This is a genomic window from Stenotrophomonas daejeonensis (assembly GCF_001431505.1).
GTDB lineage: Bacteria > Pseudomonadota > Gammaproteobacteria > Xanthomonadales > Xanthomonadaceae > Stenotrophomonas > Stenotrophomonas daejeonensis.
In genome coordinates this window covers 1-25234 of sequence record NZ_LDJP01000052.1, presented here as the reverse complement: position 1 = coordinate 25234, position 25234 = coordinate 1, and the positions used below count along the sequence as shown (strand labels likewise).

The following is a 25234-nucleotide window of genomic DNA, read 5'->3' as shown; positions in this document are numbered from 1 at the left end:
GCCGATGGACGGGAACTTCGCGAAGGCGCGCCCGCTCGGGCGCTGGCAGCTTGCGGCCCGCCGCAAGCCGCTGGAGGCGGTGGTGGCCGACGGCGAGCGCGCCGGCCTGCACCGCCGGCTGGGTGCAGGCAGCCTGCTGGTGCTGGGCGTGGCCAACATCCTCGGCGCCGGCATCTACGTGGTGACCGGCGAGGCCGCGGCCAGCTTCGCCGGGCCGGCGGTGGTGCTGGCCTTCGTGCTGGCGGCGCTGGCCTGCGGCTTCACCGGGCTGTGCTATGCCGAGCTGTCGTCGGTGATCCCGGTGTCCGGCTCGGCGTACTCGTACTGCCAGGTGACGCTGGGCGAGGGCGCGGCGTGGGCGCTGGCGTGGATGATCATCCTGGAATACCTGCTGGCCGCCGCCGCGGTGGCCGCCGGCTTCTCGGGCTACCTCACCAGCCTGCTCGGCGACCTGCACGTGCACGTACCGGCGGCGCTGGCGACCTCCACCGTCAGCGCGGTGCAGCAGGGCGGGCATACCCATCTGGATTTCAGCGGCGGCGTCAACGTCGTCGCGGCATTGGCGGTGCTGGCCGCGGCGGCGGTGCAGATCGCCGGGGTGGGGCGTTCGGCGCTGGCCAACCTGGTGCTGGTGCTGGTCAAGATCGCGGTGCTGCTGGCCTTCGTCGCGGTGGGCACGACGTTCATCGACGCGGCCAACTGGCGGCCGTTCCTGCCGGCCAACGAGGGCGGCTTCGCCTACGGCTGGCCCGGGGTGATGCGCGCGGCGGCGATGCTGTTCTTCGCCTACCTCGGCTTTGAAACCGTATCGATGGCCGCCGCCGAGGCGCGCCGGCCGCGCCGCGATGTGCCGCTGGGCATCCTCGGCTCGCTGGTGGTGTGCACGGTGCTGTACATCGCCGCCGGCGCGGTGCTGACCGGGCTGGTGCCGTTCCGCGAGCTCGGCGTGCCCGACCCGGTGGCGCTGGCGGTGGACCGCATCGGCTGGCCGGGTTTCGCGGTGCTGATCAAGGTCGGCGCGCTGACCGGGCTGGGCTCGGTACTGCTGGCCAACGCCTATGGCGTCTCGCGCGTCGGCATGGCCATTGCCCGCGACGGCCTGCTGCCGGCGTTCTTCACCCGGGTGCATCCGAAGCTGGGCACGCCGTGGCTGGCCAGCGTCGCCTTCGGCGTCGCCAGCGCCCTGCTCGCCGCGCTGTTGCCGATCGGCATCCTCGGCGACCTGATCTGCCTGGGCATCGCCTCGGCCTTCATTGTGGTGTGCATCGCGGTGATGTGGCTGCGCTCGACCCGCCCCGACCTGCGCGGCGGCTTCCGCGTGCCGCTGGGCGGGGTGTGGGTCGGCCGGGCCTGGATCGGCGTGGTGCCGGTGCTGGGCATCGTCATGTGCCTGGCGATGATGGCGCCGGTGCTGGGCGACATGTTCAACCAGGTGCGCCGCGGCGACGTGCTGCCGGCCAGCCTGCTGCTGGCCTACCTGCTGGCCGGCGCCGTCCTCTACCTCGGTTACGGCCAGCGCCGCGCGCGCCGGCAAGTGCAGGATCCGCAAGCATGACGTCCAAGGAATTTCCGCTGGCCCAGGCATTGGAGCTGGGCCATCTGGACGCGCACGACCAGCATGCGCTGGTCCGCGATGGCGAACTGTCGCCGGCCGAACTGACCGCCGCGGCCATCGTCCGCGCGCGCCATCTCGACCCCGCGCTGGGCGCGCTCAGCCATACGGATTTCGACGGTGCGCTGGCGCGTGCCGCCGGCGTGGACCGCGCCGCGCCGATGGCCGGGGTGCCGTGGCTGCCCAAGGATTCGCTGCGCTACCCGGGCATGCCCACGCGCGGCGGCTCGCGTTCGCGCAGCAGCATGCCGGCCACCGACGCGCCGCCGTTCGTGCAGCGCTTCGACGCCAGCGGGCTGGTGGCGATCGGCAAGAGCGCGATGCCCGAGTTCGGCCTGATGGGTTCGACCGAACCGCTGCTCGGCCCGGTCACGCGCAACCCATGGGACGTGGCGCATTCGCCGGGCGGTTCCAGCGGCGGCGCCGGCGCGGCGCTGGCCGCCGGCATCGTGCCGCTGGCCCACGGCAGCGACGGCGCCGGCTCGATCCGCATCCCCGCCTCGGCCTGCGGCGTGGTCGGGCTCAAGCCCGGGCGTGGTGCGACGGTGGCGGTGCGCGGCCGGCATGCGATCGAGGACCTGATTGTCGCCGACAGCCTGATGTCGCGCAGCGTGCGCGACAGCGCCTGGGCGTTCGCGGCCGCGCACCCGGACGGTGGCCTCGACCCGCAGGCGCTGGCGCGCCCGCCGCGTCGGCTGCGCATCGGTGTGGTGGCCGATGCGTTGCCGGGGCTGGCGCCGGACCCGGCCGTCGCCGCCATCGTCGAGGACGTCATTCGGCTATGCACCTCGCTCGGCCACCACGTCGAAGCCGCGGCGTACCCGCTGCCGGGTGGCGAGGTCTGGCGGGCGCTGTACACCCTATGGTCGCGGCTGGGCCTGGACGCGGTGGAACTGGCCACCGCGCAGGGCGGCGAGGACTTCGCCGCGGCCGCGCTGGAGCCGTGGACGCACGGGCTCGCGGAGTATCACCGCACCCATTGCGGCGTGGCCGAACTGGAACAGGCTTACGCCACGCTGGCCGCGCTGCCGCCGGCCTTCAACGCCTTCCACCGGCATTGCGACGTGCTGCTGACGCCGACCCTCCGCACCCCGCCACCGCCGCTGGGCGAACTGGCGCCGGACCGTGATTTCGACGCCCTGCTGCCGGCCATGTTCCACTGGATGGGCTACACCCCGCTGCAGAACCTTGCCGGTACCCCGGCGATCTCGCTGCCGCTGGGACAGGCCGGCGCATTGCCGGTCGGCGTGCAGTTCGCCGCCGACCGCGGACAGGAGCCGCTGCTGCTGCAACTGGCCGCCGAACTCGAACAGGCCGCGCCGTGGCGCGACCGCTGGCCCGCGGTTTCCGTGGCCACCGCACTGAAGGAACTGCACTGATGGGACACGCCCGCGACAGCCGTTATGCACCGCGCAGCCAGGACGACGTCCTGCGCCTGCTCGCCACCCAACCCTTCGCCTGGCTGGTGTCGGCCGGCGGCGAGGATGCCGCCTTCACCCCGCTGCCGCTGCGCGCCGAACTCGATGCCGATGGCGGGCTGGTCGCGCTGCGCGGCCACTTGGCGCGGCGCAACCCGCACGTGGCGCGGCTGCGCCGCGACGGCCGCGCGCAGGCGCTGCTGATCGGGCCGCACGCCTATGTCTCGCCGAGCTGGCTGGACGACCGCACCCAGGCGCCGAGCTGGAACTACGCCGCGGCGATGTTCGAGCTGGAGGTGACGGTGAGCGAGGAGCCGGCCGACATCCGCGCCGAACTCGATGCGCTGGTCAGCCAGATGGAGGCCGGGCGCCCGCGCGCGTGGGCGCTGGACGAGATGGGCGAGCGCTATGCGCGCTTGGCCACCGGCGTCACCGCGCTGCGCGGGGCGGTGCGCGAGGTGCGCGCCACCTTCAAGCTCGGCCAGGACGAGGCGCGGCACGATTTCGCCCAACTGCTGGTCGGTTTGCAGACCGGTGGCGAGCTGGCACTGGTGGAGTGGATGCGCGATTTCGCCGGCGACGCCGGGGCGTCCGCATGAACCGCAGCCTGCAGGCGCTGGACCCGCAGATCCGCCTGTTCATCGAGGATGTCTGCCGGCAGGGCGCGCAACTGCGCGGCGGCCGCGAACCGGGCTGGCCCGAGCGCCGCGCCATCGCCGCGCAGGCGCGTACCCGCTGGCGCGAGGGCGGGCCGCGCATGCGCGACGTCAGCGACGTGCAACTGGAGTCGCCACACGGCGCGTTCGGTTTGCGCGTGCTGTACCCGCAGAGCATGACCACCGCCGCGCCGTCGCCGGCACTGGTCTACCTGCACGGCGGCGGCTGGTGCATGTTCGGGCTGGATACCCACGACCGCCTGCTGCGCGAATACGCCGACGCCGCGCGCCTGCCGGTGCTGGCGATCGACTACGGCCTGGCACCGGAGCACCCGTACCCGGCCGCGCTCGACCAGACGGCCATCGCGCTGGACTGGCTGCAGGCGCACGGCGCCGGCCTCGGCATCGACGCAGGGCAACTGGCGCTGGGCGGCGACTCGGCCGGGGCCAACCTCGCCGTCGCCACCGCGCTGCGCCTGCGCGAGGCCGGGCAACTGGCCCGCATCCGCGCGCTGCTGCTGAACTACGGCGCATGGACGCCGGCCTTGTCGGATGCCGCGCGGCAAAACCTGGGGACGTCCGAGGACATGCTCAGCGGCGCGGAAATGGACGAATTCTGGGTCGCCTACCTCGGCCCGGAGGCCGAGCGGGTGGCCGACCCGCTGGCGGCGCCGCTGCACGCGGACCTGCATGGCCTGCCGCCGGCGCTGCTGCTGTGGGGCGACCGCGACGTGCTGGCCGAGCAGAACGCCGCGATGGCGCGGCGGCTGGCCGAGGCCGGCGTGCCCACCCGCACGCAGGTCTATCCCGGCGCGCCGCACAGCTTCATCGAGGCGATGGCCGTCTCCGACAAGGCGCGCGACGCCATCGCCCGCGGCGCCGAATGGCTGCGCCGCCACCTGCCGCTGCCCACCCCGCAAGGACAACCCGCATGATGCCGATGCCGCGCCGGATCCTGACCATCTGCCTGACGTTGCTCGCCGGCCTGCCGGCGCTGGCCGCGGCGGGAACGGCGCCGGAGCTGCCGACGCCGGAGAAGATCATGGCGCTGCGCAGCGTCGGCGATCCGCAGATCGACCGCGACGGGCAGTGGATCGCCTACACCGTGGGCACGCCGCAGGCGCAGGGCCAGCCGCCGCGCAGCCGCATCTGGCGGGTGCCGGCGACCGGCAGGGCGGTCGCGCGCGAGTTGCCCGCGCCGGCCGCGGCCAGCGAGGAGCATCCGCGTTGGACGGCCGATGGCCGCCATCTGGATTTCATCTCCAACCGCCCATTGCCGGCCGCCGAAGCCGAGGCCGGCCTTGCCGGCACGCAGGTCTGGCGCGTCGATGCGCGGGGCGACGACGCCACGCTGCTGACGCACGCGCAGGGCGACGTCAGCGCGTTCGAGGTATCGCATGACGGCAGCCGCATCGCCTATCTGTCCGGCGACACGCCCGACGCTGCGGCCAGGGCCGCGCGCGAAGCGAAGGACGACGCGGTGCGCGTCGAACATCCCACCCTGTTCTCGCGGCTGTGGTTGCGCGACCTGCGCGACGGCACCACCCGCGCGCTGACCGCGCCCGGCGTGCAGGTGCACGACCTGGCATGGTCGCCGGACGGCCGCACGCTGGCGCTGCGCGTCTCCGATGGCACCACCCTCAACGACTACTGGTACCGCTCGCGGGTGGTATTGGCCGATGCCGGCACGGGTGCGCTTGGGCCGGTGCTGGAGCCGCGCGCCTCGGCGCATCCGCTGCAATGGTCGCCGGACGGCAGCCGCCTGCTCTACGGCCGGCTGGGCGAACACGGCATGACCGCCAGCCCCACCGTGCACGACGTCGCCAGCGGGCGCCGCGTGGCGCTGGGCGCGGACTGGAACGGCACGCTGTGGCTGGCGCGCTGGCAGGACGAGAACACGCTGCTCGGCGAAGGCCAGCGCGGCGTGCGCGGCGCCTTCCTGCGCCTGGACGCGGCCAGCGGCGGCTGGAAGGAAATCGCGCGTCCGCAGATTCCGTTCGCGTCCTTCACCACTGCGCGCACCGGCCGCAGCGCCTACCTGGGGCTGCGCGACGACCAGCCGGCCGAGGTCTGGACGCTGGACGACGGCCGGCTGGCCGCGCGCACCGACACGCACCCGGAAGTGGCCGGCTGGGCGCATGGGCAGGTGCGCGAACTGGAGTGGATCTCCTCGCGCGACGGCCTGCGCATCACCGGCTTGCTGGTGACGCCGCCGGGCTGGAAGCGCGGCACGCCGCTGCCGACGCTGGTACAGGGCCACGGTGGCCCGGCCTGGGCATGGTGGTCGGGCTGGCTGGGCTCGTGGCACGACTGGGCGCAGCTGCTGGCCACGCATGGCTACGCGGTGTTCCTGCCGAACCCGCGCGGCTCGGAGGGCGGCGGCCCGGCCTTCGCCGAGATGGTGCGCAATGACTGGGGCGGCGGCGACTTCCAGGACATCCTCGACGGCGTGGACCTGCTGGAGCGCGAAGGCGTGGCCGATCCACGGCGGCTGGCGATCGGCGGCTGGAGCTATGGCGGTTACATGGCGGCGTGGGCGGTGACGCAGAGCGACCGCTTCAAGACCGCGATCGTCGGCGCCGGCGTGATCGACATCGGCGCGATGGCGCTGACCACGGACACCCCCGACTACCTGCCAGGCTACTTCGGCGACCCGCTCGCCAATCGCGCCGCCTACGACGCGCATTCGCCGATCCGCCACGCCGACAAGGTCACCGTGCCGGTGCTGATCCTGCACGGCGAGCAGGACAAGCGCGTACCGCTGTCGCAGGGCGAGATGTTCCATCGCGCGCTGAAGTTCAACGGCACCCCGGTGGAAATGGTCACCTACCCGCGCGGCCCGCACTGGTTCTTCGAGAGCGCGCACGGGCGCGACGTGCAGCAGCGCGTGCTGGACTGGCTGGATGCCCGGCTCGGCGTGGAGCGGCCGCAGTGACGTCGCCGGCCGAGGTCGCCTTCATCGGCGGCGGGCACATGGCGCGCTGCCTGGTGCAGGGGCTGCTCGCCGAGGGCCGCGACCCGGCGCGGATCGTGGTGGCCGACCCGGACGCCGATACCCGCCGGGCGCTGTCCGCGGGGCTGCAGGTGCAGGCAACGGCGGACAACGCCGAAGCCGCGGCCGCGGCACCGGTCTGGGTGCTGGCGGTGAAGCCGCAGGTCGCGCGGAGCGTCTGCGAAGCGCTGGCCGGGGTGGCGTCGTCGACGCGCCCGCTGGTGGTCTCGATCATGGCCGGCATCACCCATGCGCAACTGCGGCAATGGCTGGGCACCGACAGCGTGGTGCGCAGCATGCCCAACCAGCCGGCGGCGATCGGCGCCGGCGTCACCGGACTTTACGCGGCGCCGTCGCTGGATGCCGCGCAGCGCGCAAGCGCCGAATCCGTGTTCCGCGGCGCCGGCACGACCGTGTGGTTGCATGACGAGGTGCAGATGGACACGGTGACGGCCGTCGCCGGCAGCGGCCCGGCCTACCTGTACCTGCTGGCCGAGGCGATGGAACAGGCGGCCCGCGCGCGGGACCTGCCAGCGGAGACCGCCCGGCGACTGGTCGTGCAGACCCTGCTCGGCGCGGCGCGCATGCTGCAGGCGGCCGACGAGGCCCCGGCACGGCTGCGCGAGCGCGTGACCTCGCCGGGCGGCACCACCCAAGCGGCGGTGCAGGTGCTGGATGAGGGTGGCTGGACCGCGTTGGTCGATCGCGCTGTCGATGCGGCGCGAGCGCGCGGGCAGGCGCTGGCCGGGTAGGGGCGCTTCGGACGGGAAGGCATGCTTTTCCAGGGAAGCGTCAGCGTCCGCGCAGAGAATCCTTGCGGATTTCATCCAGCATCCGCCCAGTGTTGTCCGCGATGACCGTGGCCACGCGTGCCACGCGGGCCTCGTCGCCGCCTTGCTCGATGATGCGCATGGCGGTTTCGGGGAGATATACGAGCACGGCATCGGCCAGCGTCCGTACCCGCTCCAGTACGAAACGCCGCCCGTAGCGTGCGGCGCCGGCGAACGCGGTCCAGTCTTCCACGGCAATGCGGGCGATGTGCGTGGCGTGGCCGATGCGCATGGCCGGGGTGCGATCAACCAGCGATTGCGGCAGGTAGAGGGTAGGCACGAGGTCGTACAGCGGTGCCAGGCTTCGCCGCCCCTCGTGGCCGCACAGCAACGACAGGTTCTTGGCATGCGCGTCGGCATTGCCGATCAGTGCGTTGAATACCACCCAGTCGAGCAGGCCGCGCATGGCGATGGGGCCGAGCGCCAGTTGCCTGAGCAGGGACGAACACGCGGCCAGGCCGGGACCGCCCTTGTCCTCGTACTTGAGCTGCTCGGGATAGCCCAGTGCCTGGCAGAAATCCTCCTGGTGCAGGCGATGGATGCCCCCGTCGGCCGCCCTCGTGCGGTCGTAGCGTTCGACCAGAAGCGCGGGCCGGTTCATTACTTCCACCAACGATGCCGATGCGGCGTTCAGGCCGACCCGGCGCGCCAGCGCCAGCCCCAGCGCTTCGGCATCGCGGATGCCGGGGAAGCGGCGGCTGTCCGGCTTGAGGATATGGGTACTGGGTTCGCCCGCGCGCGGTAGGCGCAGGCGGCCATCGGCCTCGGCGATCACGGCAAGCTTGTCCTGCGCACCGGCCAGTGACAGCCGCATCGGTGTGCCGGCCAGCGCCCATGCGCCTTCGCCCGCGTCTTCGCCTTGCAGGTACAACAGGGTTTCCAGGTCGGTTTCCGCGTCGTCGCCACTGGCCTGCCGGATTCCGGGCGACGAAACGCTGACCGCACCGGCGCACTCGCCGCCAATGGCGGCCAGCAGGGCGAAGTCGTCATCCAGCGGCAACCGCAGGCGATCAGCGACGGCCTGGCGCACGCCGCCTTCCGGCAGCAGGTTGCAGAACCAGTTGCGAGCCACCGCCCCGGTGAATGGCTGCGTGCGCAATGGCAGCCCTACCGACAGCGCAATGGCGGCCGGGGATCGCAGGTAGTCGGCGCGATAGGCAAATGCCCAGTCTTCCGGGCTGCGCAATGGCCCGTCGATCGAGAGCGTGCCGATGGCGCGCCCGAACAGTTCGACTTCGAGCTGGTCGTTCATGGGCTGGCCTCGACGACCTGCAAGCGCAGTCCGAGCACCGCCAGTACGTCCATGATCTTGCCGATCTCGGCCCCCGGCTTGCCGCGTTCCAGCTCGCTGACGAAGCGCACGCCGGTACCTGCCAGACCCGCCAGCTCGGACTGGGTCAGGTGGTGGCTCCTGCGTTGCTCGCGAATGGCGGCACCCAGCGCGGCAGGCGCCATGATTTCGTTTTTCGATCCCGAGCGGGAAATTTCTGCGGTCATGACTTGGATACAGGGGTATTGATTCCCGATCGGGAATATTTCCCGTAATTTCGGTCGCGTCAAGAAATAAATTCCCGAGCGGGATTTTTGCGGGATTCTCAAGGTATCACCAGCGTCGGCCAGCCGAAGTCGAATTCCAGTTGCCGTGGTGCGCGCGTGGCGCGGTGTTTCCGCCACGGGCCAAGCTGGCGGGCGCTGTGCGGTGGCGTCAATGCAATCGGGTGCTGTTCGCGGGCAAGTCGCCGGGCTTTTGCGCAGCAGCGGTAGGCCCATGAAACGGAGATCAGCAGCCGCATGGCGACGCTCGGCATGTGCTGCCCGCAATCCTGCAGCAGCACCAGCCAAGCCCCGGCCAGCGAGGGATGTGGCGCGTCGATGTCGGGAAGCCCGGCCCGTTCCTCGCCGAGCAGCAGATGGGCCAGCGGGTCACGGCCTTCATCGCTGGTCAGGTGGTTCATCAGTGGGTGCGCGGTACCTTCCTCCGCATCGTCACCCGGTGCGTGGTCCAGTCGCAGCCCGTGGCGGACGTGCAGGTCGGTGTAGCGCACCAGCGCTTGGTACAAATGGCGCAGCAGCAGATCCTGAAAACCGGGATCCAGGAAATCGAGCGGCAGCCCGTGGCGTTCGGCCAGCGGGCCGGCCAGCAGCCAGGCTTCCTGGGCCACGTCGGCGCGTGAATATTCGCCCTTGGTGGCGTTGGCGATGCGTTGCAGGTTCTTGCCGCATTGCTGCAGGAACTGCAGGAATGGGTCGAGCGAAGCATTCATCGGCCGGATCCGGTGTTGACCGGGAGGTGAGCATGCCGCCGTTTGCCGTGCGGCGGAAGGCGGGGCCCGCCGGCGATATGCCACAATCGCCGGAGCACGGCAGGAAGCAGCAGGACCCCCGACATCTTGAGTACGACCACCCCCACGACCACGCCGCCGCTGTTCACGGTCGTGCCCGCCGGCATCTTCGGCCCGCTGGCCTCGGCCAACCGCCAGAACTACTGGTCGTTGCTGTGCCGGCTGTTCGACGAGTTCTTCGGCCCGGATGCGCCGGTGCCGCCCAGCCATGGCTTCCAGCGGCGCGAGATCACCGCCGCGATCGAGCGCTACCTGCTCACCGACGACCCGTGGGAAGACGAGGACGGCCAGGCCCCGGACGCGCCGCTGAATACACGCGCCAATGCCATCCACGACCGCTTCCGCGCCGCCGGCTGGCTGCGCCAGGAGCGCATCGGCGCACGCGAGATGGTGACGATGCCGCCGATGGTGGCGCAGCTGCTTTCGACGCTGGTGGAGTTCAGCGAACACGGCCCGACCTTCGTCTCGGCCAAGATGCGCTCGGTGGAACTGCAATTGCAGCAGGTGGCCGAGGGCCGCATGGATGGCGGCATCCTCGATGAAGCCGCCGATCAGGCGCGCCGCCTGCTGGTGTCGCTGGCGTCGATGGGCCTGCAGGTGCGCGACCTGATGCCGGAGCTGAGCAAGGCCGAAACCACCGCGCAGTTCGCGCGGCAGTGGTTCGAGCGCTACGTCGGCCAGCTGTTCATCGGCGACTACGCCGAGCTGCACCGCGCCGACCACCCGATGGCGCGGCGCAGTTCGATTCTGGCGATGGTGCAGCAACTGGAAACCGGCGCGCAGCGGCAGACACTGGTGGCGTGGTACCGCGAACACGTCACCGGCGGCGACGAAGCACGCGCGCAGCATCGCCTGTCGCGCAGCCTCGGCCGCCTGCGTGAACTGGAGCGCATCGACGAATACCTGACCCGGCTGGACGAGGACATCCGCCAGGCCAACCGCCGCGCGCTGGCCTTCCTCGACTACCGCCTGCGTGCGCCCGACAGGCTCGACGTGCTGCTGCGCCGTGCCTGCCGCGGCGTGCTGTCGGCACCGGAGGAAGCTTTGCGCTTGCCGGTCGCGCCCGGCCCGCTGATGGATGAAACCCGTCTGCGCGCCCCGCACCGCAAGCCCGTGCCGATCCCACGCAGCGCCAACGCCACCACGCCGCCCACGCCCGAGCAGTTGGCGCGGCTGTCGCTGCTGCGGCGGATGAAGCGTGCGCGGCTGGTCAACGCCGAGGGCATGGCGCGCTACGTCGGCCGCCACCTGCAGCACGGCATGGCGATCGAATCGGCACAACTGGACATCGCCAGCATCGAGGACCTGCGCGCCTACCAGACCCTGCTGACGCTGGCCCTGCGCGGCAACCGCATCGGTGGCCTGCGCCGCGAGGACCCGCTGGGCCGGCTGCTGCGCGGCTTCCGCGTCGAGCTGCTCGACGCCGGCGATGGCAACGACAACGATTACCTGCGCGGCCTGCGCTTCCGCGTCCAGCGGATAGGCACGATGCCCTCGTAGGAGCGCAGCTTGCTGCGCGACGGGGCTTTACCGGTACAGCCCCATCGCGCAGCAAGCTGCGCTCCTACCGACTCCCCATTCCCTATTCCCGAATCCCGGCCTTCATGAAACGCAGCTGGAACACCCTCAGCCAGATGTCCAACGGCACCTACACGGTGCAGGACTTCGAGCGCGCCGCCTATCGCCTTGCCACCGAGCAGGTGCTGTACGCCGCCGACGCGCGCTCGCGCGTGGCCTACCATCTGGTCGAAGACCACCTCGCCGATTTCACCGCCGCGCTGGAACCGCTGGGCATCCGCGTGGAGCGCAATGCGCACTACCGCTACGTGGTCGCGCTGCCATCGCATGGCGAAGGCGCGCCGGTGACGCTGGACGAAACGCTGGCGCTGCTGGTGATGCGCCAGCGCTATGACGAAGCCATGCGCCAGGGCCTGATCGAGGACCACGGCGAAGTGGTGATCGAGCTGCCCGAATTGCAGGAAAGCTGGCAGGCGCTGACCGGCCGCGCGATGCCCGAGGTCGGCACGCTGCGCACGCTGGCGCGCACCCTGAAACGCTGGGGCGTGTGCCGGCTGGTGGAGTCGGAAAGCGACGACCCGCAGCCGTTCCACCTGCGGGTGCGCCCGGCCATCGTCGAGATCGTCGGCGAGCAGTGGCTGCAACGGCTGGACCAGCACAACCGCGACGAGGATGGCGAGATGGACGTGGAGGACGACGATGCAGCAGCTTGAATGCGTCCATCTGGTCCAGTTCTTCCTGTTCGAGGCGCAGAGCCTGCGGCTGGACGGCACCAGCGCCATCATCGCGCCCAACGGCGCAGGCAAGAGCGCGCTGCTGGACGCCTTGCAGATCGTGCTGCTGGGCGGCGACCGCAGCCGCATCCGCTTCAACGCGCAGGCTGGCGGCAGCCACCGCGCGCGCACCATCCGCGATTACTGCCTCGGCGTGTTCCGCAGCGGCGAGGAAGGCCGCAAGCGCCGCACCGCCACCACCTACATCTCGCTGGTGTTCCGCGACACCGAGACCGGCACGCCGCTGACCGCCGGCATCGCGCTGGGCGCATCAAGCGATGAACCCGAGCACCGCGTGCACGGCCTGTACCTGCTGCCGGGCGTGGCGCTGGAACTGGACGAACACGTCGAGCGCATCAACGGCAAGGAACTGCCGTTGGCGTGGAACACCTTCCGCGAGCATGCCAGCCGCCGCTGCAAGGAAGTGGGCGAGACGCCGCAACTGCACCCCAATGCCGAACGCTTCCTGCGCGACCTGCTGCTGCGCCTGCGCGCCGGCCCGTCGGTCAGCCCCGACCTCACCGCCTATCGCAAGGCCTTCCTCAACGCGCTGAACCTGCAGCGCGTCGAGGACGTGGACCTGTTCGTGCGCACGCTGGTGGCCGAGGACCGGCCCACCGACATCGCCCGTTTCCGCGCGCTGCTGGAGAGCTTCCGCCAGATCAAGGAGAAGATCGAACAGGTCAGGCAGCGCATCGACGCCGCCGAAGGCGTGGAGCGTCAGTACGAGAAGATCGCAGGGCAAGCCACCCGCGCCGCTTCCGCGCGCGCCTTGGCCGCCGAATACGCACGCGACCTCTACAGCGAACAACTCGACCAGGCCGAGGGCGCGCTCGCCGATGCGGAAAACGTACTGGCCGATACCCGCCGCAACCTCGCAGACACCCGCGTCGAACGTGACACCCTGCGCGAAGAACAAGCGCGCGCCAACACCCGCCTGCAAGGCAGCGCCGGCTACGGCGAGCAGGCGCAACTCGACGAACTGGCCGGCCGCGACCGCGACCGCCTCGCGCAGTTGAAGAAAGACCTGCTGCGCGAAGTCGGATTCATCCGCGACCAATACCGCCAACTCGACGCGCTGGCGCTCGACGGTATCGACGCCGAAACGCTGGCCGCCGCGCGCGCCGATTGGGATGGCTGGCACGCCGAACTGTCGGCGCTCGCCGCCGAAGACGTGTTGCCGTGGACGCCGGAAGACCTGTTCGCGCGTGCGCGCCAGGCCCTGCATACCGCCGTGCCGCTGCGCGAACGGGTCGATCGCTACGCCCGCCAGCTGCACGCCGCCCACGACAAGGCGCGCGATGCGCTGGGAACCGCGCGCCAGAACCAGAAGCGTCTGGCGGCAGGCCAGGCCGAACTGCACCCGGATACGGTGCGCCTGATGAGCTACCTGCGCGACGCGGGTATCGACGCACGCCCGGTCTGCGATCTGGTGCGCGTCACCGACGCGACGTGGCAGCACGCCATCGAAGGCTATCTGCGCAGCAACGTCGAGGCACTGCTGATCCCCGACAAAGACGAGGAGCGGGCGGTCAAGCTGTATCGCGGCCTGTCCGGCGGGCGCTCGGTGTATGGCGTCAAGCTGGCGCTGTCGAGTCAGGCGCGCAACTCGCATGGTGGCGAAGAACCCGCCGCTGGCAGCGTCGCTGCGTTGCTGGAAGGCGTAAACGACGACGCGCTGGCCTTCCTGCGCCGCCAACTTGGCGAACTGCGCTGCGTTGAAACCGAAGCCGAGTTGGTGCGTAGCCGCCAAGGCCTGACCCGCGACGGCCTGCTCTCGCGCGGCGGCAGCATCGAACGCCTGCGCCTGCCCGCCGCCGGCGATCTGCGCATCGGCGCGTCCGACAACCGCGCACGCCTGCGCGTGCTGCACGAGGAAATCGAAAAAGCCGAGCGCACGGTGCGCGAGATCGAACCGCAACTGCGCCGCGCCGACGATTGCCAGCGCGGCTTGGCGCGCTTGGCCGATGCCGATGCAGTGGCGCAATCGCTGCACGAGCGTGTGCTGGAACACCGGCAGGTGGGCGAGCGCTACCGCAGCGCGCAGGAAAGCCGCCGCGCCTCGCTCGACCCGGATCTGCTGCGCCTGTCCGAACAGGTGCGCGAACTGAACCTGCAACTGGCCGACTGCGAAAAGCGCGCCGATGCGCTGGTCGGGCAGGAAGCGGTGGCTGCCTCCAACCTCGAACGCACGCGTGGCCTGCTCGACGGCCTGCGCCAGCAGGAAGAACTGGTCGCGCGCCGCGCGGTGGAAGCCTTCGCCGACCCGGATGTCGATCCCAACCGGGTCGAACGCCAGCGCGAGGAACTGGACGAGAAATATCCCTCGCTGGAAGAGCGCGCGCGCCGCTGCGAGGAACGCGCCAGGGACAGCGATGCGCAGTTGGCTCGGCTGCTGCCCGAGGCATGGAGTGGGCTGGCGCAGTACGCACGCGACCACGCCATCGAACTCGACTTCGACGCCAGCGCATGGCGGCCCGCGCGCAGCCTGCTGCAACGCGAACTGGCGCAACTGCGCGACACCGAACTGGTGCAGTACCAAGAAGAAGCGCAGCAGGCCTACGCCACCGCGGTGGACACCTTCCGCACCGGCGTGGCCTCGACGCTGTACGACAACTTCACCCGGCTCAAGACCCAGATCAACACGCTCAACCGCACCCTGCGCGCCAGCCCGGCGTTCTCCAACAACGAGCGCTACCAGTTCCATTACGAGGTGCTGCCGGAGTTCCGCGAACTGCACCGCTTCATCCAGCGCGCCGCCGACATCGGCGGCGAGGACACCTTGTTTGAAAGTGCAGGGCAGGTGCCCGAGGCGTTCCGCGCCCTGGTCGAGGACAAGGCGGCCGCGCACGTTGCCAATTCGCCGCTGGACGACTACCGCCGCTTCTTCCGCTTCGAGGTGCAGATCCGCCAGGACGACCGCGTGATCGGCAGCTTGAGCGAACGCATGCGCTCCGGCTCCGGCGGCGAGCACCGTGCGCCGCTGTACGTGATCGCCGGCGCCGCGCTGGCCGCGGCCTACGGCAAGAGCGAGGCGCAGCCGGGCGGGCTGGGGCTGATCCTGCTCGACGAGTTCGGCGACAAGATCGACGCGCAGAACGCGCGCGCCATCACCGGCTACCTGCGCTCGCTGGGCCTGCAACTGGTGCTGGCCGCGCCGGACACCGCGCAGGGCACCCTGTCCGGCGTGCTGGACAGCTACATCGAACTGTTCCGCGACGGCGACCTGTTGCAGGCCGAGCGCATCGAAGTGACCGAAGCGGCGCGCGCGCTGCTGCTGTCCGACCAGTTCGACCTGCACCCGGAACTGCTGGCGGCCGAAACCGAGCGCATCGAGCGCGAGCAGGCGGCGACGTGAACGGGCCGGCGCAGCCGGAAGACGACACGCCCGCAAGGCGCGTGCTCGAACGCCTGCTGCGCCGTGCGGAGAGGGCAATGCTGGCCGGCGACGCGCAACCGGCCACGCTGCCGATGGACGGCAAGCGCGATGGCGCCGAATACCGCGCATTGCGTGGCGTCGCCGATTTCGACGCTTTCCACGCCCGCATCGCGCTGGCCGAGCGCGCCGGCGCGATAACCGCCACACGCGACCGCCACCGCGACGATGGCGAACGCCTGCTGCGCCTGACCGTGCGTGACGTGGCGGCGTTGGCGCGTGACCTGCGCATCGAACTGCTGGGCGAACGCGTGGTGCGCGCCGAAGCCCTGCTGGCGCAATGGAGCGCACCGTACCCTTGCAGTAGCGGCGTGAGTCGCGACGAGGCCTTCCCGAAAACGCCCGGTCGCGACTCACGGCGCTCCTGCGGAAATTCCGACGAGACGAATGCCCCGCAGCGTTTCTCCGTCATCACCGAAGTGCTGACCGCTTGGCGCGCCGGCCGCAAGGTGCGCGGCCACGGTCCTGAGGCCGCCATCGACCTCGCCGATGCTGCCCGCGCCACGGATACCCTGCTGGCCGACGCGCGCGGCGAACGCATCCTGCGCAAGGCCAGCATCGCCCTGTTCGGTGACAGCAAGCGGCTGGAAGCACTGACCGCGTGGCTCGACCTGCTGGTCACCGGCGAACTCGCGCCCAGCGGGCTGGAGGACGAGCAGGTCTGGTCGGCATTGGGCCTGCGCAGGGAACCGCAACCGCTGCTGCTGGCCGGGCAGGGTACGGTGGAGCTGGACGACGGCAGCCACCACGTCCTGCCGCGGCGCTGGCTGGGTTTCCCGGTGGATGCGGTGCGCGGCATCGCCACCGGAGCGCGTGCGCTGCTGAGCATCGAGAACCTCGCCAGCTTCCACGAGGCCGCCGCCCTGCGCGGCGACGCCCCGGTGCTGCTGCTCTATACCGGTGGCATGCCGTCGCCGACGTGGCGTGCGGCCTATGCGCGCTTGCTGGCCGGGCTGCCGGCCGATGCCGCGCTGTACCACTGGGGCGACGTCGATCGCGGTGGCTTCCGCATCGCCGCCAAGCTGGCCGAGACGGCCGTGGCCGCGAACCGGCGCCTGCAACCGTGGCTGATGTCGCCGGATGCGTTGCCGGCGGAGGTCATCGCCGGCTGCGAACCGCCCTCGCCAGCGGTATCGGGCACGATGTGCGACTGGGCGCGGCGCGCCGGCTGGGACGAGGTGGCCGCGGCCCTGCAACGCACCCCGTTGCTGCTGGAACAGGAACGCCTGCACCCACGCCTGCCGTAGGTGCCGGGCTTGCCCGGCACCGGCTTCCGCGGAGCCGCTCAGCGGTTGGAAATGATCTCCACCCAATACCCGTCCGGGTCCTTGATGAAGGCGATGTGCTTCATCCGCCCGTCCTGCAGGCGCTTCTGGAACGGCACGCCCAGTTCCTCGAAGCGTGTGCAGGCCGCTTCCAGTTCCGGCACCGACACGCAGATGTGGCCGAAGCCGCGCGGGTCGCCGTTGCCGTCGTGGTAGACCGGGCCATCCTGCGTCTCGGTGCCGTGGTTGTGGGTCAGTTCCAGCACGCCGGGAATGCCGGCCATCCACAGGCGGCGCTGCGCGTCGTCCTCGGGGACCTGCGTGCCTTCGGGTACGCAGGCCAGGAAGTAGAGGCTGAATTCGGCCTCGGGGAAGTCGCGCTTGTCGATCAGGCGGAAGCCGAGCACGCGCGTGTAGAAATCCAGCGAGGCGGCGATGTCCTTCACCCGCAGCATGGTGTGGTTGAAGACGAAACCGGTGGTCTCGGCGGGCGGCTGCGCGGCCACGCCGGGCTGTTGGCGGAGGGCGTCGAGGTTCATGGAAGTGTTCCTTTCATGGGGAGGAGAGAGCCATCGGGCCACGCCATTGTAGGAGCGCCGATCAATGGTGCGAATACGCCTGCATCGTGCCGTCCTTGCCGAGCAGGTCCACCGTGAATGGCTGGCGACGGCCGTCCGGCGACTCCATGCCCGGCGAACCGACCGGCATGCCCGGCAGCACGAGGCCGCGTGCTGCGGGCTTCTCGCGCAACAGGCGCAACACGTCCTGTGCCGGTACATGGCCTTCGATCACGTAACCGCCCACCTCGGCGGTATGGCAGGAGGCCTGCGCCAGCGGGATGCCCGATCGTTGCTTCACCGCCACCATGTCGTCGTTGTCGCGGGCGACCACGATGAAGCCGGCCGCGCGCATGTGTTCGATCCAGCCGTTGCAGCAGCCGCAGTTCGCGTCCTTGTGGACGTGGACCACCGGCAGGGTGCCGGCGGCCCCGGCGGTGGCGTCCTGTGTCCGCGTTGCCGGCGATGGCGCGGCGCCACAGGCGGCGATGGAGAGTACGGAGCCGACGGCCAGCAGCAGGACGGCCAGCTTGCGAAGCGATGCGTTCATGTGAACCTCGGGAATGATGGAAAGGGCGGAAGGACAGCGTCGATGGCGGGAGCGGGTCCTTCGCGCATGTTCAGAACCAGAAGCGGACGCCGGCCACCCAGCGCGAATCGCGCGCGCCTTCGCCCGCGTCGCGGTGCAGCTTGGCAGTGCGGCCGAAGCGGCGTTCGTGGACGAAGCCGACATAGGGCGCGAAGCGGCGGGTGATCTCGTAGCGCAGGCGCAGCCCGGCTTCGACGTGGCCCAGCCCACTACCGACGCCGCGACGCGGATCGTCATCGGCGGCGATGCCGGCGTCCAGCGTCGGTTGCAGGACCAACCGGTTGCTCAGCAGCACGGAGTATTCCGCCTCCACCGCCAGTTCGGCTGTGCGCGAACCGCCCAGCCAGGCGGTGGCCGCGACCTCGAACTTGTACGGCGCCAGTCCCTGCACGCCGATGGCGGCGCGGGTCAGGCCGGGGCCGTCGCCACCGTCATGGCGCAGGCCGGCCACCACGTCCCACCATGGCGAAACCGAATGGCCGTACAGCGCATCCAGCGACCAGCCGGTGAGATGGTCGTCGCTGCGCCGTCCTTCGCTGCGCAGCCACAGGCGGTCGACGTCGCCGCCGAACCAACCCTTGGCATCCCATGACTGGCTGCTGCCGTGAGCGTTGTTCCACGCTTCCAGATGGTCGAACAGCACCAGGCTGTTGAAGGTGGATGCATGTTCCATCGAATGCGGCTTCAGCACCGGGAATGCGGCGGCCATGTCATCGGCGGTAAGGGCGGGAACAGGCTCGCGCGGCGTCTGCGTGGCGGCAGCATGTCGTCCCGCATGATCGTGCGCGTGGCTTGGCATCGTGTGGCCCGCATGTGCATCGGCATCATCTTCCGGCATCGCATGGCTGGCATGCGGAGGGATGACAGGGGCTGGAGGCTGCGCATGCCCTGCATGCGCATCGTGCACGTGTTCCGCATGGGATGCGGCAGGCGCGGCCATCCCATGGTCTGCATGTGAATCGGCTGCATCGGCTTTCGGCGTGGTGCTGCGATGCGCGGCATGCGGGTCGGCGGGCGGCGTCGCGTCATGCTGATGGTGGCCGGCGTGTGCATCCTGCGCGCCGGCATTGCCAGTGGCGAGCGCGAAGGCGATGAACAGCAAGGAGCGTGGCATCGTCTTCATGGCTGCACCCTCACTTCGCGCATCATCCCGTTCTCCATGTGGTACAGCAGATGGCAATGAAACGCCCAGCGCCCGGCCGCGTCGGCGCGCACGCGGTAGCTGCGGCGCGTGCCCGGCGGCATGTCCACGGTGTGCTTGCGCACCTGGAACTGGCCGTCCGCGTTCTCCAGGTCGCTCCACATGCCATGCAGATGGATCGGGTGGCTCATCATCGTGTCGTTGACCAGCACGATGCGCAGGCGCTCGCCGTAGTTCAGCCGCAGCGGCTCGGCGCTGGCGAAAGGAACGCCATCGAAGTTCCATGCGAACTTCTCCATGTGCCCGGTCAGGTGCAGTTCGATCTCGCGTCCCGGTTCGCGCCCGTCCGGGTCGTCGAACAGCGCGTGCAGGTCGGCATAGGCCAGCACCTTGCGGCCGTTGTCGCGCAGGCCGATGCCGGGGTCGTCCAGCCGTGGCGAGGTGGCCGAGGTCTGCATGTCCACCAGCGGGTTGCGGCGTTCGCCGGCCGGGTGTTTCGGCGCAGTGTCGCCGCCGTGGCCGGCATGGGCGTCATGCCCGCCATGCGTACCGTGCGACATGGGCATGGCATGGCCGCCGCCGTGGTCGTGGGCCATGTCGGCCATCGTCAGCAGCGGGCGCGGGTCCAGCGCCGGCACCGGCGCCTGCAGGCCGTGGCGCACCGCCAGCGTGCCGCAGGCGTGGCCGGTGCGGCCCATGTCCTGCGCGAAGAGGGTGAAGGCATCCTGCCCGCTCGGTTCGACGATCACGTCGAAGGTCTCGGCCACCGCGATGCGGAATTCATCGACCGTCACCGGATGGATGTACTGCCCGTCGGCGGCCACCACGGTCATCTTCAAACCGGGGATGCGCACGTCGAAATAGGTCATCGCCGAGCCGTTGATGAAGCGCAGCAGCACCTTCTCGCCGCTGCGGAACAGCCCGGTCCAGTTGCCGGCCGGCGCAGTGCCGTTCATCAGGTAGGTGTAGGTGCGGGCGTTGATGTCGGAGATGTCGCTGGGCGTCATCCGCATCCGCCCCCACATGCCGCGGTCGGCCAGCGTTTCGCGCAGGCCATCGCGCCGCGCGTCGCGCAGGAAATCACCGACCGTGCGCTGGTAGGTGTTGTCGTGCATCGGCATCTTCTTCATGCGCCGGTGCAGGGCGGCGGGGTCGAGGTCGGTCCAGTCCGAGAGCAGCACCACGTGCTCGCGGTCGTGGCGGTACGGCGGCGGCTCCAGCGGGTCGATCACCAGCGCGCCGTACAGCCCGGCCTGCTCCTGGAACAGCGAATGGGCGTGGTACCAGTAGGTGCCGGACTGGCGCAGCTGGAAGCGGTACTGGAACGTCTCGCCCGGCGCGATGCCGTCGAAGCTCAAGCCCGGCACGCCATCCATGTTGGAAGGCAGCAGGATGCCGTGCCAATGGATCGAGGTCATTTCGTCGGCCAGCGTGTTGGCCACGCGGATGGTGGCCGTCTCGCCCTCGCGCCAGCGCAGGATCGGTGCCGGCAGCGAGCCGTTGACGGTGACGGCGCTACGCGCGCGGCCGGTGAAATCGACGGTGGAACGGCCGATGGACAGGTTCAGGTCATGGCCGCGCAGTTCGCTGGCGGCGGTCGCGCGCATGGGCGTGGCGAACGCATCGGAAGCGCGCCACAGGCCGCTGCCGGCCACCACGCCGCCCACGGCCAGGCCCTGCACGAAGCGCCGCCGCGACAGCAGCGAGCGCGGATCGGAAAGGAAATCGTTTGTCATGGGAACTCCGGTGCCGTCCCGGTGAAGGAACGAGCGCAGATCACGCAGGAGCGCACTTCAGTGCGCGATGAGGCCTTGCCGGGCATGCCCCATCGCGCACTGAAGTGCGCTCCTGCGGGGTCATTGGCCGGCAATCACATCGGCTCAGGCGATGGGAGGTCGGTGCAACCGATCCGGCGTCACGTCATGGCGCAGCAGGCGCAGCGCAGTGGGTTCCGGGGAACAGGGAAGGGCCGCCAGTTGCGCCACCACGGGCGCAGGCAGCAGGTTGCAATGCTGCATGCAATCGCAATGCGAACCCTCGCCGCACGCCTGCTTTGCCGGCTGCCCGTGGCCGCCTCCGTCGGCACAGCAGGCATGGTCCATGTCGTGCTGCGCGCTTGCCTGCGCCGGTGCCGCCATCGCCGTGGCCGTCCATGCCGCCCCGACCGTACCGGCGATCAGGGAAAGGCACAGCAGCAGGGGCAACAGGATGCGCGGCACGTGGGATGGGGCGGGAAGGCAAGGGCCGCACGATACCACCGCAAGCCGCGGGGTGACGTCATCGCCGGCGTGTCCGGGCCGCCCACAGTAGAATCGGCTTCAGTTTCCATGAAGTGGCGATCCATGTCCCAGCGTGCCTGGGTGGCGGCAGCCATCCGCAAGATCGAGGCCGATTTCAACCGTTCGGCCGACACCCACCTGATCCCGCTCGACCTGCCCGGCTTCCCCGGCATCGACGTCTACCTGAAGGACGAATCCAGCCACCCCACCGGCAGCCTCAAGCACCGGCTGGCGCGCTCTCTGTTCCTGTATGCGCTGGCCAACGGCTGGTTGCGCGAGGGCTGCCCGGTGATCGAGGCGTCCAGCGGCTCGACTGCGGTGTCCGAGGCCTACTTCGCGCGGCTGCTGGGGTTGCCGTTCATCGCGGTGATCCCGGCCAGCACCTCGCCGGAGAAGATCGCCGCCATCGAGTTCCACGGCGGCCGCTGCCACCTGGTCGAGCGGGCCTGCGACCTGAACCGCGAATCGGAGCGGCTGGCACGCGAAACCGGCGGCCATTTCATGGACCAGTTCACCTACGCCGAGCGCGCCACCGACTGGCGCGCCAACAACAACATCGCCGAATCCATCTTCAAGCAGATGGCCGAGGAACCACACCCGGTGCCGGAATGGATCGTGTGCAGCCCCGGCACCGGCGGTACCGCCGCCACGCTGGGCCGCTACGTCAGCTACCGCCGCCACGACACCCTGATCCTGTGCGCCGACCCGGAAATCTCGGTGTTCTACGACGGTTATTGCGCGGCCCTGCGGGGAGAGGACTGGCGCGACATGGCCTGCGAAGGCGGCTCGCGCGTGGAAGGCATCGGCCGTCCGCGCGTGGAGCGCAGCTTCATTCCCACCTGCGTCGATGCGATGGTCAAGGTGCCCGACGCGCTCAGCCTGGCGGCGATGCGCCACGTCAGCGCCACCCTCGGTCGCCGCGTCGGCGGCTCCACCGGCACCAACTTCATCGGCGTGCTGCATGCCGCGCAGCTGATGCGCGATGCCGGCCGCGACGGTTCAATCGTCACCATCCTGTGCGACGCCGGCGAACGCTACGCGCACAGTTATTACGACCCGGCGTGGTACCAGCGGCAGGGCATCGACGTGGCCGCTGCCGATGCCGCCATCGCCGCCGCCGTCGCGGGGCAGGGCATGCCGGCGCTGCCTTGTGCGTGGCTGGAGCCGTCGCCATATCAGGCCTGACCCCCGCTTCCGGAACGCCATGAACGCCAATCCCCTGCTCGACTTCTCCGGCCTGCCGCGCTTCGACGCGATCCGCCCCGAACACGTCACCCCGGCCATCGATGTCCTGCTGGCCGAGGCCGAAGCCGCGGTGAAGACCGCCGAAACCGTGGCGCCGGTGGGCTGGGACAATTTCGTGACCCCGTTGGACGACGCCACCGAGCGGCTGTACCGCGCGTGGGGCCAGGTCACGCACCTGCAAGCGGTGGTCAACACGCCCGAACTGCGCGAGGCCTACAACGCCAACCTGCCGAAGATCAGCCGCTTCGGCAGTGCCGTGGCGCAGAACCCGGCGCTGTACGCGCAATACAAGGCGCTGGCGGCCTCGCCCGAAGCGGCCGGCTTCGACGGGGCCCGTGCCAAAGCGCTGGACAATGCGCTGCGTGACTTCCGCCTTGGCGGCGCCGAGCTGGACGAAGCCGGCAAGGTCCGTTTCGCACAATTGCAGGAAGAACTTTCGGGATTGCAGGCGAAGTTCTCGCAGAACGTACTCGATGCCACCGATGCTTTTGCCCTGCATGTCGAGGACGAGGCCGAGCTGTCCGGCCTTCCCGTTGATGTCATCGCCGCCGCACGCGCCGCAGCGCAGAAGGACGGGCGCGATGGCTGGAAACTGACCCTGCAGATGCCCTGCTACCTGCCGGTGCAGACCTATGCCGACAGCCGCGCACTGCGCGAGCAGCTTTACCGCGCCCATGCCATGCGCGCGTCGGAGTTCGGCGAGGCCTCGCTCGACAACAGCGGCAACATCGACCGCATCCTCGCCGTGCGCACCGAGCTGGCCGCGTTGCTGGGTTTCGACAACTACGCCGAATACTCCATCGCCACCAAGATGGCGGCCGACGCGCCACAGGTGCTGGGTTTCCTGCGTGACCTCGCCGCACGTGCCAAACCGCATGCGCAACGCGATCGTGCCGAGTTGGAAGCCTTCGCCCGTGACGAACTCGGTTTGACGGACCTGCAGGCGTGGGATCTGGCTTACGCCGGCGAGAAGCTCAAGCAGGCGCGCTACAGCTACTCCGCGCAGGAGGTGAAGCAGTATTTCACCGAGTCGAAGGTGCTGGCCGGCCTGTTCGGCGTCATCGAACGCCTGTACGGCCTGAAGGTCCAGCCCGACAGCGCCCCGGTGTGGCATGAGGACGTGCGCTTCTACCGGCTGGTGGATGCCGGTGGCGCGCTGGTCGGCCAGTTCTACATGGACCTGTATGCGCGCGAAGGCAAGCGCGGCGGCGCATGGATGGACGATTGCCGCAACCGCCGCGTCACTGCCGCCGGCGTGCAGACGCCACTGGTCTATCTGGTCTGCAACTTCGGTCGCGGCAGCGACGGCAAGCCCGCCACCTTCAGCCACGACGAAGTCACCACCGTCTTCCACGAGATGGGCCACGGCCTGCACCAGCTGCTGACCCGCATCGGCGAACTGGCGGTGGCCGGCATCAACGGCGTGGAGTGGGACGCGGTGGAGCTGCCCAGCCAGTTCATGGAGAACTTCTGCTGGGAGTGGGAGCAGGTGCGGGCGATGACCGCCCATGTCGATACCGGCGCGTCGTTGCCGCGCGAACTGTTCGACAGGATGCTGGCGGCGAAGAACTACCAGAACGGCATGTTCACCGTGCGCCAGCTCGAATTCGGCCTGTTCGACATGCTGCTGCACAGCCAGTACGCGCCTGCGCAGGAAAGCGTGCTGCAACTGCTCGACCGCGTGCGCGGCGAGGTCGCGGTGAACTTTCCGCCGGCATGGAACCGCTTCCCCCACCAATTCAGCCACATCTTTGCCGGCGGCTACGCGGCCGGCTACTACAGTTACAAGTGGGCCGAGGTGCTCAGCGCCGACGCCTACGCCGCCTTCGAGGAAGCGCCGGAGCAGGTGGCCGAAACCGGCGCCCGCTTCCGCGACGAAGTGCTGTCGCGCGGCGGCAGCCGCAGCGCCGCCGAGAACTTCCGCGCTTTCCGCGGCCGCGATCCGCGGATCGATGCGCTGCTGCGCCACGGTGGCATGGCCGCCTGAGCTGGATAGCCCCCCATCCTTTGGGGCAAGCAGGCATCCAAAGCCCCTCTCCCTCCGGGAGAGGGGTTGGGGTGAGGGGCGATTGCAGGTGGATGTTCGCTGCTTACCGCAAAAACCTGTTGACCTCTTCAGCGAAGTGTCTAGAATGCGCCGCCTTGCTTCAGTCCATGCGCTCGCTTGTCGGGCAGCGGGTCACGAAGCAGGTCGCCACTCCTGAAGTTGGGAGTTGACGGATCAGGAAAGCCGGTCATAATAGGCGGCTCGCTTCGGCGCTGGCCCTTTGGGGTTGGGTTGAAGGGTCAACACTCTCCAACGAGGTGTTGACGGCAACGAAAAAGCCGCTATGATGGGCGGCTCGCTGGACGGAAACGTCGGGCAACGGAAGAAGGCGCTGAGGCCGATTCCAAGGTTCTTTGAAAGTATGCGCAGGTATCTTGTGAGGGCGCCTGCAGGAGTGGATGACTGTCCATCTTGCAGACGTTTGATCAAGCAATGAATAGTTTGTTAAAGCAAGCGAAACGTTGCCAGTGGTTGAACATCTGCAGCTTTAAATTTTGATCTTCGGATCATGTGTTTTTAAGTGAAGAGTTTGAT

General features: G+C 69.8%; 20 protein-coding genes. 12 read left to right on the top strand and 8 right to left on the bottom strand.

Going from position 1 to position 25234, the window contains the following annotated elements; translation table 11 throughout:
* Nucleotides 1-4: 4 nt before the first annotated feature.
* The 6 genes from ABB34_RS09140 to proC are packed head-to-tail and all read left to right on the top strand — an operon-like array spanning nucleotide 5 to nucleotide 7430.
* The gene (locus ABB34_RS09140; RefSeq protein WP_057641011.1) at nucleotides 5-1555 is read left to right on the top strand and encodes an amino acid permease; all 1551 of its coding nucleotides are present in this window, start codon (nucleotides 5-7) and stop codon (nucleotides 1553-1555) included.
* Nucleotides 1552-2991 (top strand): amidase family protein, encoded by a 1440-nt coding sequence (locus ABB34_RS09135; RefSeq protein ID WP_057641010.1) that lies wholly within the window; start codon nucleotides 1552-1554, stop codon nucleotides 2989-2991. The genes ABB34_RS09140 and ABB34_RS09135 overlap by 4 nt, the downstream gene beginning before the upstream one ends.
* Nucleotides 2991-3629 carry an FMN-binding negative transcriptional regulator gene (locus tag ABB34_RS09130; protein WP_057641009.1) on the top strand — a complete coding sequence of 213 codons (639 nt, stop codon included), beginning with the start codon at nucleotides 2991-2993 and terminating at the stop codon, nucleotides 3627-3629. Before ABB34_RS09135 ends, ABB34_RS09130 begins: the two co-directional genes overlap by 1 nt.
* Complete coding sequence (locus ABB34_RS09125) at nucleotides 3626-4621, top strand: alpha/beta hydrolase (RefSeq protein WP_057641008.1); 996 nt, start codon at nucleotides 3626-3628, stop codon at nucleotides 4619-4621. Before ABB34_RS09130 ends, ABB34_RS09125 begins: the two co-directional genes overlap by 4 nt.
* The gene (locus ABB34_RS09120) at nucleotides 4618-6621 is read left to right on the top strand and encodes an alpha/beta hydrolase family protein (protein ID WP_057641007.1); all 2004 of its coding nucleotides are present in this window, start codon (nucleotides 4618-4620) and stop codon (nucleotides 6619-6621) included. Before ABB34_RS09125 ends, ABB34_RS09120 begins: the two co-directional genes overlap by 4 nt.
* Nucleotides 6618-7430, top strand: a complete 813-nt coding sequence (gene proC / locus ABB34_RS09115; protein ID WP_275452841.1) for a pyrroline-5-carboxylate reductase — start codon at nucleotides 6618-6620, stop codon at nucleotides 7428-7430. The genes ABB34_RS09120 and proC overlap by 4 nt, the downstream gene beginning before the upstream one ends.
* A 40-nt stretch (nucleotides 7431-7470) precedes the next feature.
* Here the strand turns inward: proC and ABB34_RS09110 are convergent, their stop codons facing one another.
* The 3 genes from ABB34_RS09110 to ABB34_RS09100 form a co-directional block, all read right to left on the bottom strand.
* The gene (locus ABB34_RS09110) at nucleotides 7471-8760 is read right to left on the bottom strand and encodes a type II toxin-antitoxin system HipA family toxin (protein WP_057641006.1); all 1290 of its coding nucleotides are present in this window, start codon (nucleotides 8758-8760) and stop codon (nucleotides 7471-7473) included.
* The gene (locus ABB34_RS09105) at nucleotides 8757-8963 is read right to left on the bottom strand and encodes a helix-turn-helix domain-containing protein (protein WP_057641005.1); all 207 of its coding nucleotides are present in this window, start codon (nucleotides 8961-8963) and stop codon (nucleotides 8757-8759) included. Before ABB34_RS09105 ends, ABB34_RS09110 begins: the two co-directional genes overlap by 4 nt.
* Nucleotides 8964-9103: 140 nt before the next feature.
* Nucleotides 9104-9772 (bottom strand): hypothetical protein, encoded by a 669-nt coding sequence (locus ABB34_RS09100; RefSeq protein ID WP_057641004.1) that lies wholly within the window; start codon nucleotides 9770-9772, stop codon nucleotides 9104-9106.
* 126 nt (nucleotides 9773-9898) lie between these two features.
* Here ABB34_RS09100 and ABB34_RS09095 point away from each other — a divergent pair, with 126 nt between their 5' ends.
* The 4 genes from ABB34_RS09095 (at nucleotide 9899) to ABB34_RS09080 (ending at nucleotide 16824) form a co-directional block, all read left to right on the top strand.
* On the top strand, nucleotides 9899-11350 hold the full coding sequence (locus tag ABB34_RS09095; RefSeq protein WP_057641003.1) for a Wadjet anti-phage system protein JetA family protein: 1452 nt from the start codon (nucleotides 9899-9901) through the stop codon (nucleotides 11348-11350).
* Between the two features lie 104 nt (nucleotides 11351-11454).
* Nucleotides 11455-12081 (top strand): DUF4194 domain-containing protein, encoded by a 627-nt coding sequence (locus tag ABB34_RS09090; RefSeq protein ID WP_057641002.1) that lies wholly within the window; start codon nucleotides 11455-11457, stop codon nucleotides 12079-12081.
* Nucleotides 12068-15499, top strand: coding sequence for an SbcC/MukB-like Walker B domain-containing protein (locus ABB34_RS09085; protein WP_057641001.1), 3432 nt, complete (start codon nucleotides 12068-12070; stop codon nucleotides 15497-15499). The genes ABB34_RS09090 and ABB34_RS09085 overlap by 14 nt, the downstream gene beginning before the upstream one ends.
* Nucleotides 15496-16824, top strand: a complete 1329-nt coding sequence (locus ABB34_RS09080) for a Wadjet anti-phage system protein JetD domain-containing protein (protein WP_057641000.1) — start codon at nucleotides 15496-15498, stop codon at nucleotides 16822-16824. The genes ABB34_RS09085 and ABB34_RS09080 overlap by 4 nt, the downstream gene beginning before the upstream one ends.
* Before the next feature lie 38 nt (nucleotides 16825-16862).
* On the opposite strand, the gene gloA is transcribed toward ABB34_RS09080, so the two are convergent.
* The 5 genes from gloA to ABB34_RS09055 all read right to left on the bottom strand — a co-directional run bounded on the left by gloA (nucleotide 16863) and on the right by ABB34_RS09055 (nucleotide 21348).
* Nucleotides 16863-17381: a lactoylglutathione lyase gene (gloA, locus tag ABB34_RS09075; RefSeq protein WP_057640999.1), complete on the bottom strand. Its 519-nt coding sequence runs from the start codon at nucleotides 17379-17381 to the stop codon at nucleotides 16863-16865.
* Between the two features lie 61 nt (nucleotides 17382-17442).
* Entirely contained in the window at nucleotides 17443-17949 is a 507-nt protein-coding gene (locus tag ABB34_RS14910; RefSeq protein WP_083490136.1) for a DUF411 domain-containing protein, read from the bottom strand.
* A gap of 70 nt (nucleotides 17950-18019) precedes the next feature.
* The gene (locus tag ABB34_RS15710) at nucleotides 18020-18697 is read right to left on the bottom strand and encodes a copper resistance protein B (protein WP_057640998.1); all 678 of its coding nucleotides are present in this window, start codon (nucleotides 18695-18697) and stop codon (nucleotides 18020-18022) included.
* Nucleotides 18698-19107: 410 nt separating this feature from the next.
* The gene (locus tag ABB34_RS09060; protein ID WP_057640997.1) at nucleotides 19108-20865 is read right to left on the bottom strand and encodes a copper resistance system multicopper oxidase; all 1758 of its coding nucleotides are present in this window, start codon (nucleotides 20863-20865) and stop codon (nucleotides 19108-19110) included.
* A 144-nt stretch (nucleotides 20866-21009) separates the two neighbouring features.
* The gene (locus tag ABB34_RS09055) at nucleotides 21010-21348 is read right to left on the bottom strand and encodes a CopL family metal-binding regulatory protein (protein WP_057640996.1); all 339 of its coding nucleotides are present in this window, start codon (nucleotides 21346-21348) and stop codon (nucleotides 21010-21012) included.
* A gap of 123 nt (nucleotides 21349-21471) precedes the next feature.
* On the opposite strand from ABB34_RS09055, the gene ABB34_RS09050 reads away from it, so the two are divergent.
* A complete protein-coding gene (locus ABB34_RS09050) occupies nucleotides 21472-22593 on the top strand; it encodes a PLP-dependent cysteine synthase family protein (RefSeq protein WP_057640995.1) in 1122 nt (373 codons plus the stop codon).
* A 19-nt stretch (nucleotides 22594-22612) separates the two neighbouring features.
* Nucleotides 22613-24640 carry a M3 family metallopeptidase gene (locus tag ABB34_RS09045; protein WP_057640994.1) on the top strand — a complete coding sequence of 676 codons (2028 nt, stop codon included), beginning with the start codon at nucleotides 22613-22615 and terminating at the stop codon, nucleotides 24638-24640.
* Nucleotides 24641-25234 lie beyond the last annotated feature (594 nt).

Coding starts and splice junctions, on each gene's coding strand:
- ABB34_RS09140 (WP_057641011.1), top strand. CDS start 5: ATGGACGGGAACTTCGCGAAGGCGCGCCCGCTCGGGCGCTGGCAGCTT.
- ABB34_RS09135 (WP_057641010.1), top strand. CDS start 1,552: ATGACGTCCAAGGAATTTCCGCTGGCCCAGGCATTGGAGCTGGGCCAT.
- ABB34_RS09130 (WP_057641009.1), top strand. CDS start 2,991: ATGGGACACGCCCGCGACAGCCGTTATGCACCGCGCAGCCAGGACGAC.
- ABB34_RS09125 (WP_057641008.1), top strand. CDS start 3,626: ATGAACCGCAGCCTGCAGGCGCTGGACCCGCAGATCCGCCTGTTCATC.
- ABB34_RS09120 (WP_057641007.1), top strand. CDS start 4,618: ATGATGCCGATGCCGCGCCGGATCCTGACCATCTGCCTGACGTTGCTC.
- ABB34_RS09110 (WP_057641006.1), bottom strand. CDS start 8,760: ATGAACGACCAGCTCGAAGTCGAACTGTTCGGGCGCGCCATCGGCACG.
- ABB34_RS09105 (WP_057641005.1), bottom strand. CDS start 8,963: ATGGCGCCTGCCGCGCTGGGTGCCGCCATTCGCGAGCAACGCAGGAGC.
- ABB34_RS09100 (WP_057641004.1), bottom strand. CDS start 9,772: ATGAATGCTTCGCTCGACCCATTCCTGCAGTTCCTGCAGCAATGCGGC.
- ABB34_RS09090 (WP_057641002.1), top strand. CDS start 11,455: ATGAAACGCAGCTGGAACACCCTCAGCCAGATGTCCAACGGCACCTAC.
- ABB34_RS09085 (WP_057641001.1), top strand. CDS start 12,068: ATGCAGCAGCTTGAATGCGTCCATCTGGTCCAGTTCTTCCTGTTCGAG.
- gloA (WP_057640999.1), bottom strand. CDS start 17,381: ATGAACCTCGACGCCCTCCGCCAACAGCCCGGCGTGGCCGCGCAGCCG.
- ABB34_RS14910 (WP_083490136.1), bottom strand. CDS start 17,949: ATGAACGCATCGCTTCGCAAGCTGGCCGTCCTGCTGCTGGCCGTCGGC.
- ABB34_RS15710 (WP_057640998.1), bottom strand. CDS start 18,697: ATGGCCGCCGCATTCCCGGTGCTGAAGCCGCATTCGATGGAACATGCA.
- ABB34_RS09060 (WP_057640997.1), bottom strand. CDS start 20,865: ATGACAAACGATTTCCTTTCCGATCCGCGCTCGCTGCTGTCGCGGCGG.
- ABB34_RS09050 (WP_057640995.1), top strand. CDS start 21,472: ATGTCCCAGCGTGCCTGGGTGGCGGCAGCCATCCGCAAGATCGAGGCC.
- ABB34_RS09045 (WP_057640994.1), top strand. CDS start 22,613: ATGAACGCCAATCCCCTGCTCGACTTCTCCGGCCTGCCGCGCTTCGAC.